The organism is Pseudoalteromonas sp. 1181_04 (assembly GCF_052850545.1).
The window spans coordinates 90,169-106,584 of sequence record NZ_VXCS01000004.1 but is presented as its reverse complement, the minus strand read 5'-3'; the positions used below and the strand labels follow the sequence as shown (position 1 = coordinate 106,584).

The following is a 16,416-nucleotide window of genomic DNA, read 5'->3' as shown; positions in this document are numbered from 1 at the left end:
TTTTGTTTGCTCTGAATTCTAACTACTTAATAATTCTAAATGTACCTTCAAACTCAGCAACCAGTAACTCACCATCGTAGATTTCCACTGGCACTACATAGCTCGCTTTACCTTCTGACTCTAACTCGGCTAATTTACCCTTACAGCCGCTTAAATCAACGCTGCCACGTGGGTCGTTATTAAGCGGTTTTAAATATTTAATATTAGCATCAGCTAACACAATATTACCTTCAAGCCCGGCTTCTTTGAGTGCTAAATAAGTCGCGCCCCAGCCGGTTAACGTCGCTAAACTATAAATAGAGCCAGCAAACATAGTGTTATGCAAGTTTAAGTTCGCATTTAAATCTGCACTGGTGGTAAATTGCCAATCAGTGTAACTTTCAACTTTAATGCCCATAGCATCGCTGATCGGAATAGATTCGCGCCAGGTATTTTGCAGAACTTGGGTCCAATTGGGATGGCGGAACCAGCCTGGCTCAGACGGTTTTTGTTTCACCATTTTCCAGTGTTGTACATCATCGTAAGCTAAGTGAGCCTTTTCTTTTAATTCATAACCATGACGTTTGTAAAATTCTAATGCTCGTTCACGAGCGAATAAAACTAACTCATCGGCGTCTTGAGTCCAGGCTATTTTCTCGAGCTCATGCAATAAACGGCTACCAATGTGTTGATTACGGTTACCTTGTGCAACGGCCATATAACGGACTTGCGCTTGTTGTTGATTATTAAAATGCAGTCGTGCAACACCTAACACTGCCCCCTCTTTATTTTTAATAAAGCGATGCTCAGCATCTTGCTCTAAATCATCCTGCTCAGAACCACGCGGTTCATTCCAAGGCGCGCGCAATACTTGCCAACGTAATTGATAATACGCTTGCCAATCTTCGCTACTTTGTGGTGTTGTCACCTGAAACATAATCACTCCTGTTGCTACCAAGGCCGCAAACGCTTGCTAATTCAAGATGCGTTTATCTAACTAAAAATGCGGTCAGTTATTATTTGCAAACTACCATACTCCATCTGGTAAAAACTTGGAATACGACTTTGGTGAGCAACGCAAAATAACTGCTTTACCTGTAAAACTTGATAGACATATTGGCACTTTAGATTGACTCGTCTATGCTGATGTAACTATGGAACATTTTTTTGAAGACAACGGGGCAGTAAAACACAGCTTTATCGAAGATTGTCACCGTATCGGGCAACTACTCTATTGGCACAAATATGGCGCCGATTGCATTCAGGTACGCCAACATAAGCAGTTACGTTGGTTATTGATCAACGAAACACTACAGTCAGTGGTCGAGAAAAGCAGCCCAAGCCATTTGCTGTTTCCGCATTTGCAATATTTAGCGCAATTATGGCAACCACTCCCGGCACCAAACGCCGTACTTGAACTGGGCTTAGGTGGCGGCGCTATCCGCAATTACTTACAACACACCTACCCTGATAGTCAGCTACTTTCTGTAGAGAAAAATCCGAATATCATTCATTGCTATAAGCGTTTTTTTGGTGGTGAGCATGCATCGAATTTACGCTGTTTTGATGCTGAAGCTGTATTAGAGCATGGCCCACAATACGATTGGATCATTCTTGACCTATTTAGCCAATTAGATGCGCCGTTATTTTTATACAAACACCGCTTTTATGAAAAACTGCGCTGTGCTTTAACTAAAAATGGCTATTTATTTATTAATTTTTTATCTGGTCATGAATCACAATTAAAGCAGTTAGAACATTTGCTGATCACCACTTTTGGTAAAATACCTGGCATCGAAAAAATTCCAGGTTATGCCAACAACATCGTGGTGATCAGAAAATAACTGCTAGCCTTAACTACACTGTTAAATTAAATGTCACCGGCCCATCATTACATAAACTGACTTGCATATCCGCAGCAAATTGCCCTGTAGCTACGCTTAACCCCATAACTCTAGCTTGGCTAACAAAGTATTCGTATAGCTGATTAGCTTGTGCAGGTGTGGCTGCTGATGAAAAACTTGGCCGCATGCCTTTTTTAGTATCTGCCGCCAGAGTAAATTGCGATACCACCAATAACTCACCTTGAATATCTTGCAGGCTTAAATTCATTTTGTCGTTTTCATCGCTAAATACGCGGTAATTGCTAACTTTATGTAGCAGCTTATCAGTGCTTTGTTGATCATCATGCTTTTCAACTCCAAGCAACAATAAAAGCCCCAGCTCAATTTGCCCAACCACCTGACCATCCACTTCAACTTTTGCGTGTTTTACGCGCTGAATTAATCCTTGCATCTATTCCTCGATAATTTGATCCACATAAGATCGGCTGCACGCCGCACTGCCGCTAAATATACATTACTATCAACACCATGCCCAACACCATCTAAAATAAGTAACTGTGCGTTGAGTTGCTCAGCTAAATGCTGTACGGCATTAAAACGACACACTAAATCATGCCTGCCATGAATAAACCAAGTAGGAATTTTACTAATTTTTTTATAGTGTTCACCAATGAAGTTATCAGTAATAAAACACTGAGCAGTAAAGTAATGGACCATTAAACGCGCCATATTAAGCCCCAACTGTGGTGAACTTAACCCCCATTGATGTTGCTGTTTACCATGGCTTAATACGTTTTCCCATTGGCACCATAATTTAGCAAAGTGATTTGCATTAATTTGATTATCATCATTTAATTGCCGCCGATAAAACGCAAAAATGCTGGCAACATCAGGTAACTCCTGAGAAAAACGCGCATATAATTCAGGATAAAAATGTGCAGCAGCACCATGACGACTATATAGCCACTGAAAATCGGCTGAAGTAGCTAAAAACGTGCCTCGTAAAATTAACCCATGTACATGTTGAGTGTGTTCGATGGCATACAGCAAACACAGAGTTGCTCCCCACGAACCACCGCTTAACACCCACTTTTCTAGTCCTAAGTAAGTGCGTAAATAATCAAGGTCAGCGACCAGTTCTGTGGTTGTATTAGCGCTAGTTAAATGAGGCGTTGATTGCCCGCAGCCGCGTTGGCTATATAAAATAATACGATAACGGGTAGGATCAAAGAAACGGCAATTATCAGCATGTAAACCTACGCCGGGCCCGCCATGGCAAATTACCACCGGCAAGCCAGCTGGATCACCGAACTCTTGTACATGAATTTGGTGCCCACTTCCCACACTCAAATGAAAATCATGGTATGGGGTAATATTTGGATATAACTGCATAATGCCGATTCTCCTATCAGCGATGCAGTGAATTACTTATTAGCATCGCCCTCATCAAGGATAATATCGGGTGTATCTTCGATATTTTTAGGGCCAATACATACTGTAAACTCTGCACCGAGTAACACAACCACCCACGACAAATACACCCACACAAACAAAATTGGAATAGTTGCCACCGCACCATAAATCACTTCGTATGAAGGAAAGTGACTGATATAAAGTGCAAAACCTTTTTTAGTTAATTCAAACAACAAGGCTGCAAATAAAGCACCTGGTACTGCAGCTTTAAAAGATACGCGAGTATTAGGCACTAAAGTATAGAGCATAATAAAGCCAGCCATAGAAATTAAATAAGGCAGTAATTTTAATAAAAAGCCACTAAAGCCCGGAATACCCTGATCGGCAAATGATACTAACGACACAATATATGAAGTAACACCAATACTTGCGCCTAATAACAATGGCCCTAAACTCAACACCATCCAATATACCGCGAAAGAAATCATCATTGGTCGCTTGGTTTTAATCCGCCAAATTCGATTCAGTGTCGCATCAACATTACGGATCAGTAGCAATGCTATCGCTGCGAGAAAACCAATACCTACAGCGGTCATTTGATTCGCATTACCTGCAAAAGATGTTATATGCTCTTTAATTACATCTGATGAGGTAGGCACAAAGTTAGTAAATAAAAAGTTTTCAATAGCAATACGGGTATCTTCAAAGCCAGGAAAAGCCGAGAAAATAGCCACGCCAACTGCAATTAAAGGAACCAATGAAAGTAAGGTTACATAGGCTAAATAACCAGCATTTACAGTAATTTGGTCGTCAATGCAGCGATTAATATACTGCATCCACCACGTTGGCTGCTGACGTATAAGTACCCTCAACTGCTGTTTATAATGTGCGACCTTTTCATTCATAAAGTTAACTTTCTGCTAAAATAGTTTTGATTATCATAGCAATCCACCACATAATTTACAGCACTAACGGATTTAAAAAGGGATCTCGATGAAAAAACTGACTTTACTCAGCGCACCAATATTGGCCTTATTACTGGCTTTATCTGGCTGCCAATCTGCATATTACTCGGCTATGGAATCAGTTGGGGTGCATAAGCGTGACATTTTAGTGGACCGCGTAGAAGCAACTAAAGAGTCTCAAGAAGAGTCTCAAGAGGAATTCCAATCTGCACTTGAACGTTTAACAACATTGATTAACTTTGATGGTGGAGATGTTCAAGCAGCCTATGACCAACTCAATGATGACTACGAATCTAGCCTTGCGGCTGCTAATGACGTTACAAATAACATCAACAAAGTTGAAGATGTAGCTGAAGCATTGTTTGAAGAATGGAGCGATGAATTAGAACAATATTCTAACGCTTCACTTAAACGTGAAAGTAATAAAAAGCTCACCGCAACCAAACGTGACTTTGATAAACTGTTACGCTCTATGCGTAATGCTGAAAGCAAGATGGAGCCGGTACTGTCATCACTGCATGACAATGTTTTATACTTGAAGCATAACCTTAATGCACAAGCTGTATCAGCCATTCAAGGTGAATTCACTAATCTTAAGCGCGACATCAAAGTGTTAATGGATGACATGAACAAGTCGATTGCTGATTCAAATAAATTTATTGAGCAAATGAGTAAAGCAGGCTAAATCAGCTGTGAGTTTGCCTGTCACTTATCAAGAGCGCTAGTTTGCTAGTCGCAGAGTAATCAAAGCCTACATTTATGTAGGCTTTTTTGTTGTTATATCTTGTTACTTTTTAAGTGTTTTTTCATCGGCTATTTTTGCTACAATTCTACCTAATTAGAATTATAAAAACATTAAACAATGAAAATACGTGCAGTTAGTTTAATTATCGCATCAAGTTTATTAGCTGCGTGTAGCACTGCCAATCATGTGCAAAGAATTGCAGACGCTGATACTGTTGTGCCACTTCATCAAGAGGGTGAGCAGGCTGGGCGCTACCACAACCTCTATCCAGGGAAAAAAACCTATCCGATTAGCTGCGAAAGTGATTGTTACCCAAGTAATGCTAACTTGATATGTGAAACTCCGGGTGAAAACTGCCTCTATCAAGGCGCGCAACTAGCACCACAACTAAATACCGGCTACACAGTTCGCTGGCTCGGTCACGCCGGGTTTATGATCAACACTCCTAACGGCCAGCAAGTTGTATTTGACCCAGTAAAAGAGCAATTTGACTCCCCTGTTGATTTAGCTTTTCGGCTTGCATCTGGGTTTTATCGTAAACCTGGGGACTGGCTTAGTGAAAGCGAACTTAACAATCTAGACGCAGTAATTTATTCTCATATTCATTACGATCACTTCAATAAAGCAGACATTGAAAGCATCGGTAATAAACCTCGCTACTTAACACCACTTGGTATGGCAGATAACTTTCCTACCGGTGGTTTTAATATTAGCGAAATGGCGTGGTACGCAAACACTAACATTGATGATTTAACCATTCATGCGCTACCTGCACATCATTTTAGCGCCCGCGTGCTGGTACCTTTTATTTATGAAGATCGCGATAAAGATTTATGGAATGGCTGGTTACTTGAGCAAAATGGCAGCACTTTATTTTTTGCAGGCGACACAGGCTACTCCCAACATTTTAAGGATATCCAACAAAAATACGGTGATATTGATATCTGTTTAATGCCGATTGCCTCTTATTACCACGAAGAGAATGGCAACTGGTATCGTTATGTACATACTACTCCTGAGGATGCCTTAAAAGCCGCACAGGAGCTTAATTGTAAAGTTATGATACCTTGGGGCTATGGCAACTCAAGTTGGAAGATGGGCGATCACAGCAGCCATTCTGCATTGCTGCGCTTATTGCATATGTATGATGAGATGAAGTCACAAATCCCGCTGTATATTTTAAATGAAGGGCAAAGTGTCGCACTATAAAACGACACTTGGGTACTGATACGATTGCTCTTCCGCCTTACATTCATCATCACCGAGAGAACGATTTATTGGCCCAAGTAACATACTAAACAAACCATTAATGATATTCGCTGTTTGATGTGTATCTGAACTATCAAGCGAGTGGTTCTGCACTTGCCGTTGCTGACTTTGCACACTACCAACAACAAAGTCACAACCCGAGCTCATTACTTGCGACGAAGTACAGCCAGATAACAACATATCCACAACAATACGTTAGCCACAATTATTCCTTTTATATTAATTCTAGTAGTGCCATTACTTTAGCTGTTAATTACACTCAACAATGTAAAAAACTGTATTCACTTACGGTCCATTACTACCGCTAATTTTATACCTGAACATTCTGTCTGTTGTTTTCAATTTTTGTTTCAGTCACTATTGAGCCATAAACAAAATAAGAAACTTTGAGAATTAGATGAAAACAGTCGCGCTTACCTTAAGCCTATTAATGAGCAACGCCGCTATCGCTATCGATGTAGAGCATACAGCAACACCAATTACTATTGACGGTGTATCTGAAAGCCCATGGGACCAAGCAAAATGGCAGCCTATGCCTTTTCTTATGGATGGCACCTTGCCTGACTCAGATAAAGACTTTAAAGGCCGCTACAAGTTACTTTGGGATGAAAACTACCTGTATTTACAAGCCGATATTGTGGATGATGTGCTAATTGATACCCATCCAGATCCTACCGATAAGTACTGGGACGATGATGCCTTAGAAGTGTTTATAGATAGTGACGCATCTGGCGGTAACCATCAGTTCAATCATACTGCGTTTGCCTATCACATTGGTCTTGATAACCAAGCTGCCGATTTCGGAGCTGATAAAAAACCCCATTTATACACAGATCATTTAATCAGCCACTGGCAACGAAACAGTACCGCCCCATATAACATCACATGGGAAGTAGCCATTAAGCTCTACCCGAATGATTTCCAAGAAGGCGCGCAAAACACCCCACTTAAATTAACGGCAAAACAAGTAATCGGCTTTATGCTCGCCTACTGCGATAATGACGGCAGTGACGTTCGTGAGCACTTTATGGGTTCGCACGAAGTACAACCCGTTAATGGCAGCCGCAACCTAGGCTATATCGACGCCAGCGTATTTGGAAAGATTACGTTATTACCGAAAAAGTAATAGGAGTTGGCGAGTCAACTAGAGTAAAGTTATCAAGTTAAGCAAGGTTGGGTTGAGCGCAGCGAAACCCAACGAAAAAATACCCCGCTAACAAAAACAGGGGCTTTGCATTATCAGCTACTTTAAAAGCCCTTCCTCTTTTACTGCTCATTTTCTTCTCCTTGTGCAAAAAATCTTTAAGTCAGTTATTCACAAAGAGGATAAGAGGCGCTGCACTTTTAGAGGAAAGAGGTTATGTTGCATGGTTTATAAAATCTAGCGGTTTTTACCTAATAGCTATACAAACACCAATCTAGCCAACTACGCTGCTCTAATCTGACAGCTGACCGCTTATAGCTTACAGCTCTTCCCCTCACAAACTTTACTCTCGCTAACTTTACTCTCGCTAACTAATAACCACAAAAAAGCCGCTGTATTTTGCAATACAGCGGCTTTTAAAATCAGCTTAATTTATAAGGTGATTATCCTTTAGGCGCACGACCAGCACGTTTACGTTCGTTTTCTGTAAGATGACGCTTACGGATACGAATGTTTAGTGGTGTTACTTCAACTAGCTCGTCATCATCGATGAACTCAAGCGCTTGCTCAAGTGAGTAGTTTAGGTGCGGAGAAAGCGTTTGCGCTTCATCAGTACCAGATGCACGTACGTTAGTTAACTGCTTGCCTTTAAGGGCGTTAACTGTAAGGTCGTTATCACGGTTATGAATACCGATAACCATACCTTCGTATACTTCAACACCGTGACCGATGAATAAGCGACCACGTTCTTGTAAGTTGAATAATGCGTTAGTAAGTGCTTTACCTGTTGCATTTGCAATCATTACACCGTTCTTACGAACACCGATCTCGCCACCTTTGTGCGGACCGTAATGGTCGAAAGTATGGTACATAAGACCTGAACCTGATGTAAGCGTCATGAAATCAGTTTGGAAACCGATTAAACCACGACTTGGGATCATAAAGTCTAAACGCATACGACCTTTGCCATCTGGCGTCATATTTGTTAGTTCGCCTTTACGAAGACCAATTTGTTCCATTACAGAACCTTGGTGCTCATCTTGACAGTCAATTGTTACTGTTTCAAACGGTTCTTCTAGAACGCCATCAACAGTACGTAAGATTACTTCTGGACGAGAAACAGCTAGCTCGTAACCTTCACGACGCATGTTTTCGATTAAGATACCTAGGTGTAATTCACCACGACCAGATACACGGAAGCTATCTGGGCTAGCAGTATCTTCAACGCGAAGTGCTACGTTGTGTACTAATTCTTTGTCTAAACGCTCACGGATATTACGTGACGTTACAAACTTACCTTCTTTACCACAGAAAGGTGAGTTATTTACAGAGAATGTCATTGTTACAGTTGGCTCATCAACACTTAGTGGTGGTAATGCCTCAACGTTGCCAGGGAAACAAACTGTATCAGAAATCTTAAGCTCACCAATACCTGTTACTGTAACGATGTTACCAGCGTAAGCTTTATCAGTTTCGATACGCTCAAGGCCTAGGTAGCTTTGTACTGCGCCAATTTTACCATTACGTTTAGTACCATCGGCACTGATAATAGTAACTTGTTGGTTAGGAGCAACAGAACCACGTTTGATACGACCGATACCGACTACACCAACATATGAGTTGTAATCAAGTTGCGAAATCTGCATTTGGAAGTCACCTTCAGGATCTGCATCCGGTGGTGATACTTCGTCAACGATCATCTTGAACATAGGTTCCATGTTGTCTGATGGCTCGTCTAAATCTAATGTTGCCCAGCCGTTGATTGCTGATGCATAGATTACTTTAAAGTCTAACTGTTCGTCAGTTGCGCCTAAGTTGTCGAATAAATCAAAGATTTGATCCATAACCCAATCAGGACGTGCACCTGGCTTATCAATTTTATTGATAACAACGATTGGCTTTAAGCCTTGCGCGAATGCTTTTTGCGTAACGAAACGCGTTTGTGGCATTGGACCTTCTTGAGCATCAACAAGTAGTAATACTGAGTCAGCCATCGAAAGTACGCGTTCAACTTCACCGCCAAAGTCGGCGTGTCCAGGGGTGTCTACGATATTGATATGGTAGTCATTCCATGAAATGGCTGTGTTTTTAGCCAAAATGGTAATACCACGTTCTTTCTCAATGTCGTTTGAGTCCATCACGCGCTCTTCGTTACCGCCGCGTGTTTCTAATGTACCTGATTGCTCAAGTAGTTTGTCAACCAATGTTGTTTTACCGTGGTCAACGTGCGCGATAATCGCTATATTTCTTAACTTTTCGATGCTCATATTTTTACTCAGAGAAATTAATTCTCAATGATCCTGCAAGATCTACGCACTCACCTGCGTTTTCACGAGATGTCCCAGCATAGGATTTAAAAGGGCGCATATTATCCCTCATTAATGACATGGATGAAAGTTTATCCAATATATATTTCACAACTTTCTTCATACTTCTAATAAGTATCTGTTTTATATATGACATTTTAATTAATTTAATTTTTCAATTTGTCACTATTTTGCTCATTCCTAGCTATTATTGTCATAATTTGGCAGTATTTGGTGAGTAAGTTAGCTTTATGTTGGTGTTTATAATCTATACAATTTAGCGCAAAGAGAAGTGACCACACTGACGCACCAAAATGATCACAAGCCGATCCAATATGGTGCAAAACATATAACAGCTGGATGTAGAACTTATTTTTTAACCTTAAAAAACAATGCACTATAAAAATGGCATAAAAGCCGCTTACTATAAAAGCAAAAGCAATTATGCAGCAAAATAAAACCCAACAGTTGGAGGACACATGTCACAATCGGTTTTAGATTTTATTAAAGAAAATGACGTTAAGTTCGTTGATTTACGCTTTACTGATACCAAAGGTAAAGAGCAACATGTTTCTATTCCTCATCACCAAGTAGATGAAGATTTCTTTGAAGACGGCAAAATGTTTGACGGTTCTTCAATTGCTGGTTGGAAAGGCATTAACGAATCAGACATGGTATTACTACCTGTTGCTGAGTCTGCTAAATTAGACCCTTTCACAGAAGAAGCTACTTTAATTTTACGTTGTGATGTTGTTGAACCTGGCACATTACAAGGTTATGAGCGTGATCCTCGTTCAGTTGCTAAGCGCGCTGAAGAGTACATGCGTTCTACTGGTATTGCTGATACCGTGCTATTTGGTCCTGAGCCAGAGTTCTTCGTATTTGATGACATCAAATACAAAACTGATATGTCAGGTTCAATGTACAAAATTGATTCTAAGCAAGCAGCTTGGAACTCAGATAAAAGCTACGAAGGCGGCAACACTGGCCATCGTCCAGGCGTGAAAGGTGGTTATTTCCCTGTTGCTCCAGTTGATGATTTCCAAGATTGGCGTTCAGCGACGTGTTTAGTTCTTGAAGAGCTAGGTCAAGTTGTAGAAGCGCATCACCACGAAGTGGCTACAGCTGGTCAAAACGAAATCGCAACTCGCTTTAACACTATGGTATTAAAAGCGGATGAAATCCAAGAAATGAAATATGTTATCCATAACATGGCTCATTTATATGGCAAAACAGCTACCTTCATGCCTAAGCCAATAGTTGGTGACAATGGTTCTGGTATGCACTGTCACCAGTCTTTAGCTAAAGACGGTGTTAACTTATTCGCAGGCGACAAGTACGGCGGTCTTTCTGAAGAAGCGCTTTACTACATCGGTGGTATTATCAAGCATGCTAAAGCAATCAATGCTTTTGCAAATGCGTCTACTAACTCGTACAAACGTTTAGTACCAGGGTTTGAAGCGCCAGTAATGCTTGCATATTCTGCACGTAACCGTTCTGCATCAATCCGTATCCCAGTGGTTCCATCAGAAAAAGGTCGTCGTATCGAAGTACGCTTCCCAGATCCAACAGCTAACCCATACCTTGCTTTCGCTGCAATGCTTATGGCTGGCCTTGATGGTATCAAAAACAAGATCCACCCTGGCGATGCAATGGATAAAGATTTATACGACTTACCAGCAGAAGAAGCAGCAGAAATCCCAACAGTTGCAACTTCACTACAAGAAGCGCTTGCGTCTCTAGATGCTGACCGTGAGTTCTTAAATCAAGGTGGTGTATTCACTAACGATTTAATCGATGCTTACATTGCGCTTAAGTCTAAAGAAGTTGAAAAGCTTAACATGACGACTCACCCTGTTGAGTTCGAAATGTACTACAGCTGTTAATTAGGCTGTAGAAAAATTATCTTATAGATAATATATGTGTGTTCTCAAGGCCCGTTCTGCGGGCTTTTTTTATGGCTAATTTTCCCATTCTCCACTAAAGTTTAATTAGTGCAAAAAATGCAAGGTGACAAGGTGAAAAAGACGCTTTTATTACTAGTAACTCTGATTTTAATCAGCTTTTATGGCTATTCTGGCGATAAGAAAATTTATTCTTGGAAAGATAAAAATGGCGTATCAGTATTTTCAGATACTCCTAAACCAGGTGCGCAAGAAATCAAGCTCACCAATCAAAGTTTGTCGATGCCGACTGTTGATACAAGCATTTTAGATGAACAGCAACCAGCGGCTGTGAAAAGCTATAAAGCGGTTATTTCTTCCCCTGCCGATCAAGGCACTGTTCGTGAAAATACCGGTTCAGTGTATGTAACTAGCCGTATAACACCACGCTTTGAGAATGGTTTTAAAATTCAACTACTAGTTGATGGCGCACCGTACGCAGAACCTAGCAATATCAGTACTTTTGCCCTGCGCGAGGTAAACCGTGGCGAACACACATTGCAACTGAAGCTATTTGACCCACAAGGCTCTGTTGTCTCTGTTAGTCCAGTGAGCACATTTTATATGCATAGAGCATCGTCTTTATAAAAACCATGTATTTCTATCAAAGACCATAATTTACTTAAAATATTTGTGCTAAGCTGCTAATAATCATCAACGCACTAAAATGGTGCAACCATGCCCGATAATAAAAATTTTAACCCTGAGTTACTAACTAGCATTTGGCAAAACCTGTCAACGGCAGTGATCTTACTTGATCAACAATTCACCCTTATTTACGCTAATAATAGCGCCAGTGAACTGTTAGGATTAGGCCCTAAACGTATCCTCAATCAACCGTTTGACAGTCTTTTTAATTACCATTCCATTGACCTTAAACGCATTGCACAATACTCTTTGGTAGATGGTGTAGATTGCCACCAGCACAGAGCTGACGTGGTTTTTGTTGATTCTCGTCATGCCAAACTGGCAATTAGTTCGCGTCGCGTGAAGTTACAAAATGAGTATTTTATTTTATTCGAGTGTCGCCAAACTGATGATGAAATTCGCCACGATCAAGCTTCTAATCAAATGCATCAATATCAAGCAGCACGTAACCTAATTAGAGGGCTTGCTCATGAAATCAAAAATCCTTTAGGCGGAATTCGCGGAGCGGCGCAATTATTGCAGTATGAGGTTGATCAGCAAGAACGGGATGAATGTGCAGAATTAATTATTGAACAAGCCGATCGCTTACGAGAGCTTGTTGACAGGCTACTGGGCCCGAATCAATTACCACAAAAGTCATACGGTAATATTCATCAAACCTTAGAGTCTGTAATTAAACTAAGTACATTAGATAATTGCGCCAATATTAGCTTGGAGAAAGATTACGACCCAAGTATACCTGATGTCTATATTGACCAAGGTAAAATTCAGCAAGTAGTACTTAACATCGTTCGAAATGCACAACAAGCGTTAGTCGGTGGTGGCGTGATAAAAATTAAAACACGTATTAATCACCAGCAACGTCGCCCCGGAAAAGCCCCTAAAAAGGCACTGCTGATCCAAATTTCAGATGACGGACCAGGTATCGATTCCAGCATCAAAGAGACATTATTTTACCCGATGATCACCAACAAAGAAGGTGGTTCTGGCTTAGGTCTCTCGATTGCACAAACCTTGATCGATCAACACAACGGCTATATAGAATGCGATAGCTGGCCAGGTCATACAGAGTTTAATATATATCTGCCTTTTGCGGATTAATCGGTTTTTGGAGTTTGCATGAAAACAGTTTGGCTGGTTGATGATGATGCATCTATTCGCTTTGTACTTGAAAAAGCACTAACTCGCGCAGGATTTAATGCTGAAAGTTTTTCTAATGCACAAGACGTGCTGTCAGCATTAAAGTTTAGCCAACCTACGGTACTGGTGTCTGATGTACGTATGCCTGGTATGGATGGTATGGCATTATTAGAACTGATCGCTGAACAAAACCCAGGCTTGCCAGTGATCATCATGACTGCGCATTCAGATTTAGACTCAGCGGTAAATGCGTTTCAAAAAGGTGCTTTTGAATACCTAGCCAAACCATTTGATTTAAATGAAGCCGTTGCGTTAGTAGAAAGCGCGTGTCGCGCTAACTCAACTAAAAAAGTAAAACGTAAACCCGCACCACCTAAAAGTGCCCATATCATTGGCGAAGCGCCAGCCATGCAGGAAGTATTTCGGGCAATAGGTAAGCTGTCAGCATCAAGTATGAGCGTACTTATCAATGGTGAATCTGGCACCGGTAAAGAATTAGTAGCCAGTGCTTTACATAACCACAGCCCACGCAAAGAAAACCAGTTTATTGCCTTAAACATGGCAGCTATTCCAAAAGAGTTGGTTGAATCAGAGCTATTTGGCCATGAAAAAGGCGCTTTTACTGGTGCTGATAGCGTACGTAAAGGTCGCTTTGAGCAAGCCAATGGCGGTACGCTATTCTTAGATGAGATTGGTGATATGCCGCTGGATGTACAAACCCGTTTGCTGCGTGTTTTAGCTGATGGTGAGTTTTATCGTGTTGGTGGCCATCAAAGTATTAAGGTGGATGTCCGGATCATTGCCGCGACTCACCAAAACCTTGAAGACTTAGTAAAACAAGGCAAATTCAGAGACGATTTATTTCATCGCTTAAATGTTGTGCGCCTGCGCCTACCTGCACTGCGTGAACGTACCGAAGACATTGAACGCTTAGCACAGCATTTTTTACATAAAAGCGCCAAAGACTTACAAGTCGAAAGCAAAATTCTCAGCTCAAAAGCCACCGACTTACTACGCTTGTTCAACTGGCCTGGCAATGTTCGTCAACTAGAGAACACCTGCCGCTGGCTTACTGTTATGGCTCCCGGCGAGCTTGTGAGTGAGCAAGACTTACCTCCAGAGATCTTAGCAATTGACGAGACTCAACAAGAGGGTGATTGGCTTGATGCCTTTCAACAATGGCTTAACCTAGAGCTTAAGCAAGGCAAAGAAAACATCTGGCCTAATGTACAAGCGCAATTAGAAACCCGCCTAATTAAAACCGCATTGGCAAACTGTGCAGGACATAAACAAGAAGCCGCAGTAAAAATAGGCTGGGGCCGCAATACATTGACCCGTAAATTAAAAGAGCGCAATATCAACTAACTTCCCTGCTCAAACGAAGGAAAATAAGTTGAAGTTAATCGAGCATATTCCATTAATAAAGCAGATGGAGATACTTAATAGGCTGAGTTTTTTTAGAGAGTTCAGCCTCAATGAGCGCCAAGTATTACTGGAGTCATTCAGTCACTTATACTTAATCAATAAAGATCGCTTTGTGTTTAAACAGTTTGATAACGACAAACAACTGTATATCGTGCTCAGCGGCGCTATTGTGGTATTTAAACATAGTCATTTGATGGATTTAGGCACCATTGAACCCGGCGAATTTATTGGTGAAGGTGCGTTTATAAATAACCGCGAGCACAGCACCAGTGCTCGTGCTAAAAGCGATACCATAGTACTGGCGATTACCAGCGAAGCACTAATACGTTTACCAAATGTGATCCGCGAAAAAATTAAAGACCGCATTATCGAAGGGATGAGTGGACGTATTGCTAAATTAAGCGATTACCTCGAGTCACGCGGCTAATCCATATACACAACCTGTAGCGAACAGTTTAACCATTGCGGCCCTGCAATGTGTGCGTTATAGCGAAATGTATCTGAGGGTTTTTCACCAAAAGGCGTTGCAACCAAAGGGGTTGAATGCGTGTATGACTGCGCAGTATCTCTATAATTGATGACTAAATAATTTTCATAACGCTGCCAAACTAACTGAGCGCGGGCACCGTTTAGTAAAGTAAATTCAACCAAGTTATCAAAAAATCTGACTTTAAGGTTATTGTAGCGGTCTTCAACGCAACCAGTAGTATGCAGCTGTTGCGGCATCTCAAAACCTTGCTCTATTTGCTCACCACGTAAGTAAAAGCCAATATTGCCATCGCTATAGTGATGATTTGCCACCGACACATAATTAAGCTGCGGCTGATAACCCATTGCTTGCATAATATTTGCAAGCTGCTCTGTTTCAGCAGTAAGTATTTTATCTTCTGAGGTTAATAATGTCGCAGCGCTAAACTCTTTAGGTACTGCCAGTTCAGTAAATTGAAAAGGCAAGGTCTGCTGTTGTAGTTGCTCTGTCAGTTGTTGTTTTTGCAAAGCAGTTAACCCCTCCGTATAAACATACACTGTAGGGTGCTGACAGGCTGTTAAAAGCAACAACAGTATGCCAATTAAAATGCCATATTTCATAGTCACCTCGAATAGATTACAACTGTAGTCTATTCGAGGTGACTATTTATAGCAAGTTAATTCACTTGGCTATTGAGCCAAGCATCCACGCTTTTACGGGTATATAAAACATCCTTAAACAAGCGGTGTCGTTGAAACTCAAGTAGTTTTTCTTTGCTATTTTCACCACAACTTAATTGGCTGTGATTGTCGTTAAAACGTGAAATTAAAGAAAAACCACGATCTGACCTATCAGGCGCTTTTTTTACAATCTTGCTAAGTTCAGACCTTACATCATCAGCGGTCATAAACCCTGAACCCTCCAGGCCCATTAACTCTTTTTTCATGGCTGATCTAACACCCATTTTAAATCTCCAGTACTGCGGCATTTGTAATAAAATGACCAACTAAATATCGAATACGACACGAATAGCAAATTACAGGCCAGCTACTGACGCGGATACTACGCTTGAATTACTACCGTTTTTTTAAAGACGGTAGAAAATTCAAAAAAGTTTCAGGTTAAT

The 16,416-nt window shown here is 41.0% G+C and carries 17 protein-coding genes; 9 read left to right on the top strand and 8 right to left on the bottom strand.

The genetic code is table 11. The features are described 5' to 3' along the window. Nucleotides 1-22: 22 nt before the first annotated feature. Entirely contained in the window at nucleotides 23-916 is an 894-nt protein-coding gene (locus FW757_RS04490; RefSeq protein WP_145237973.1) for a bifunctional GNAT family N-acetyltransferase/hotdog fold thioesterase, read from the bottom strand. A gap of 217 nt (nucleotides 917-1,133) precedes the next feature. Between FW757_RS04490 and FW757_RS04485 the strand changes: the two genes are divergently transcribed. Next, complete coding sequence (locus FW757_RS04485; RefSeq protein WP_182718985.1) at nucleotides 1,134-1,823, top strand: spermidine synthase; 690 nt, start codon at nucleotides 1,134-1,136, stop codon at nucleotides 1,821-1,823. 13 nt (nucleotides 1,824-1,836) lie between these two features. Here FW757_RS04485 and dtd read toward each other — a convergent pair whose 3' ends face one another. Genes dtd through FW757_RS04470 form a run of 3 tightly spaced genes read right to left on the bottom strand, consistent with a single transcriptional unit; the run spans nucleotide 1,837 to nucleotide 4,141 of the window. After that, nucleotides 1,837-2,274: a D-aminoacyl-tRNA deacylase gene (gene dtd / locus FW757_RS04480; RefSeq protein ID WP_182794424.1), complete on the bottom strand. Its 438-nt coding sequence runs from the start codon at nucleotides 2,272-2,274 to the stop codon at nucleotides 1,837-1,839. Next, the gene (locus FW757_RS04475; protein ID WP_182794423.1) at nucleotides 2,262-3,215 is read right to left on the bottom strand and encodes an alpha/beta fold hydrolase; all 954 of its coding nucleotides are present in this window, start codon (nucleotides 3,213-3,215) and stop codon (nucleotides 2,262-2,264) included. Before FW757_RS04475 ends, dtd begins: the two co-directional genes overlap by 13 nt. 32 nt (nucleotides 3,216-3,247) lie before the next feature. Beyond that, nucleotides 3,248-4,141, bottom strand: coding sequence for a virulence factor BrkB family protein (locus tag FW757_RS04470; protein WP_145237963.1), 894 nt, complete (start codon nucleotides 4,139-4,141; stop codon nucleotides 3,248-3,250). Between the two features lie 88 nt (nucleotides 4,142-4,229). On the opposite strand from FW757_RS04470, the gene FW757_RS04465 reads away from it, so the two are divergent. After that, nucleotides 4,230-4,886, top strand: a complete 657-nt coding sequence (locus FW757_RS04465) for a DUF2959 domain-containing protein (protein WP_446440902.1) — start codon at nucleotides 4,230-4,232, stop codon at nucleotides 4,884-4,886. 177 nt (nucleotides 4,887-5,063) lie between these two features. Further along, nucleotides 5,064-6,155, top strand: a complete 1,092-nt coding sequence (locus tag FW757_RS04460; protein ID WP_446440901.1) for an MBL fold metallo-hydrolase — start codon at nucleotides 5,064-5,066, stop codon at nucleotides 6,153-6,155. Here the strand turns inward: FW757_RS04460 and FW757_RS04455 are convergent. Continuing rightward, nucleotides 6,150-6,395 (bottom strand): hypothetical protein, encoded by a 246-nt coding sequence (locus FW757_RS04455; protein WP_446440931.1) that lies wholly within the window; start codon nucleotides 6,393-6,395, stop codon nucleotides 6,150-6,152. The two genes, FW757_RS04460 and FW757_RS04455, sit on opposite strands and share 6 nt — an antisense overlap. A gap of 217 nt (nucleotides 6,396-6,612) precedes the next feature. Here FW757_RS04455 and FW757_RS04450 point away from each other — a divergent pair, with 217 nt between their 5' ends. Further along, a complete protein-coding gene (locus FW757_RS04450; RefSeq protein ID WP_446440900.1) occupies nucleotides 6,613-7,341 on the top strand; it encodes a CBM9 family sugar-binding protein in 729 nt (242 codons plus the stop codon). A 461-nt stretch (nucleotides 7,342-7,802) separates the two neighbouring features. Here the strand turns inward: FW757_RS04450 and typA are convergent, their stop codons facing one another. Continuing rightward, nucleotides 7,803-9,626 carry a translational GTPase TypA gene (gene typA, locus FW757_RS04445; protein WP_145237948.1) on the bottom strand — a complete coding sequence of 608 codons (1,824 nt, stop codon included), beginning with the start codon at nucleotides 9,624-9,626 and terminating at the stop codon, nucleotides 7,803-7,805. 518 nt (nucleotides 9,627-10,144) lie between these two features. Between typA and glnA the strand changes: the two genes are divergently transcribed. The 5 genes from glnA to FW757_RS04420 all read left to right on the top strand — a co-directional run bounded on the left by glnA (nucleotide 10,145) and on the right by FW757_RS04420 (nucleotide 15,248). Then, nucleotides 10,145-11,551, top strand: a complete 1,407-nt coding sequence (gene glnA / locus FW757_RS04440; protein WP_182718979.1) for a glutamate--ammonia ligase — start codon at nucleotides 10,145-10,147, stop codon at nucleotides 11,549-11,551. A gap of 132 nt (nucleotides 11,552-11,683) precedes the next feature. Beyond that, complete coding sequence (locus tag FW757_RS04435; protein ID WP_246175485.1) at nucleotides 11,684-12,196, top strand: DUF4124 domain-containing protein; 513 nt, start codon at nucleotides 11,684-11,686, stop codon at nucleotides 12,194-12,196. Between the two features lie 90 nt (nucleotides 12,197-12,286). After that, nucleotides 12,287-13,357 (top strand): nitrogen regulation protein NR(II), encoded by a 1,071-nt coding sequence (gene glnL, locus FW757_RS04430; protein WP_145237942.1) that lies wholly within the window; start codon nucleotides 12,287-12,289, stop codon nucleotides 13,355-13,357. Between the two features lie 18 nt (nucleotides 13,358-13,375). Continuing rightward, nucleotides 13,376-14,761 (top strand): nitrogen regulation protein NR(I), encoded by a 1,386-nt coding sequence (gene ntrC / locus FW757_RS04425; protein WP_145237940.1) that lies wholly within the window; start codon nucleotides 13,376-13,378, stop codon nucleotides 14,759-14,761. A gap of 28 nt (nucleotides 14,762-14,789) precedes the next feature. After that, on the top strand, nucleotides 14,790-15,248 hold the full coding sequence (locus FW757_RS04420; RefSeq protein ID WP_182718978.1) for a cyclic nucleotide-binding domain-containing protein: 459 nt from the start codon (nucleotides 14,790-14,792) through the stop codon (nucleotides 15,246-15,248). On the opposite strand, the gene FW757_RS04415 is transcribed toward FW757_RS04420, so the two are convergent. Together FW757_RS04415 and FW757_RS04410 are read right to left on the bottom strand one after the other, a co-directional pair. Then, nucleotides 15,245-15,910, bottom strand: coding sequence for a hypothetical protein (locus FW757_RS04415; RefSeq protein WP_182740375.1), 666 nt, complete (start codon nucleotides 15,908-15,910; stop codon nucleotides 15,245-15,247). The genes FW757_RS04420 and FW757_RS04415 overlap by 4 nt on opposite strands. Before the next feature lie 56 nt (nucleotides 15,911-15,966). Next, on the bottom strand, nucleotides 15,967-16,254 hold the full coding sequence (locus FW757_RS04410; protein WP_149980458.1) for a hypothetical protein: 288 nt from the start codon (nucleotides 16,252-16,254) through the stop codon (nucleotides 15,967-15,969). Between the last annotated feature and the right edge of the window lie 162 nt (nucleotides 16,255-16,416).

Excerpts from the sequence above, each read along its gene's own strand:
- FW757_RS04490 (WP_145237973.1), bottom strand. The coding sequence starts at position 916 with ATGTTTCAGGTGACAACACCACAAAGTAGCGAAGATTGGCAAGCGTAT.
- FW757_RS04485 (WP_182718985.1), top strand. The coding sequence starts at position 1,134 with ATGGAACATTTTTTTGAAGACAACGGGGCAGTAAAACACAGCTTTATC.
- dtd (WP_182794424.1), bottom strand. The coding sequence starts at position 2,274 with ATGCAAGGATTAATTCAGCGCGTAAAACACGCAAAAGTTGAAGTGGAT.
- FW757_RS04475 (WP_182794423.1), bottom strand. The coding sequence starts at position 3,215 with ATGCAGTTATATCCAAATATTACCCCATACCATGATTTTCATTTGAGT.
- FW757_RS04470 (WP_145237963.1), bottom strand. The coding sequence starts at position 4,141 with ATGAATGAAAAGGTCGCACATTATAAACAGCAGTTGAGGGTACTTATA.
- FW757_RS04465 (WP_446440902.1), top strand. The coding sequence starts at position 4,230 with ATGAAAAAACTGACTTTACTCAGCGCACCAATATTGGCCTTATTACTG.
- FW757_RS04460 (WP_446440901.1), top strand. The coding sequence starts at position 5,064 with ATGAAAATACGTGCAGTTAGTTTAATTATCGCATCAAGTTTATTAGCT.
- FW757_RS04455 (WP_446440931.1), bottom strand. The coding sequence starts at position 6,395 with ATGTTGTTATCTGGCTGTACTTCGTCGCAAGTAATGAGCTCGGGTTGT.
- FW757_RS04450 (WP_446440900.1), top strand. The coding sequence starts at position 6,613 with ATGAAAACAGTCGCGCTTACCTTAAGCCTATTAATGAGCAACGCCGCT.
- typA (WP_145237948.1), bottom strand. The coding sequence starts at position 9,626 with ATGAGCATCGAAAAGTTAAGAAATATAGCGATTATCGCGCACGTTGAC.
- glnA (WP_182718979.1), top strand. The coding sequence starts at position 10,145 with ATGTCACAATCGGTTTTAGATTTTATTAAAGAAAATGACGTTAAGTTC.
- glnL (WP_145237942.1), top strand. The coding sequence starts at position 12,287 with ATGCCCGATAATAAAAATTTTAACCCTGAGTTACTAACTAGCATTTGG.
- ntrC (WP_145237940.1), top strand. The coding sequence starts at position 13,376 with ATGAAAACAGTTTGGCTGGTTGATGATGATGCATCTATTCGCTTTGTA.
- FW757_RS04415 (WP_182740375.1), bottom strand. The coding sequence starts at position 15,910 with ATGAAATATGGCATTTTAATTGGCATACTGTTGTTGCTTTTAACAGCC.
- FW757_RS04410 (WP_149980458.1), bottom strand. The coding sequence starts at position 16,254 with ATGGGTGTTAGATCAGCCATGAAAAAAGAGTTAATGGGCCTGGAGGGT.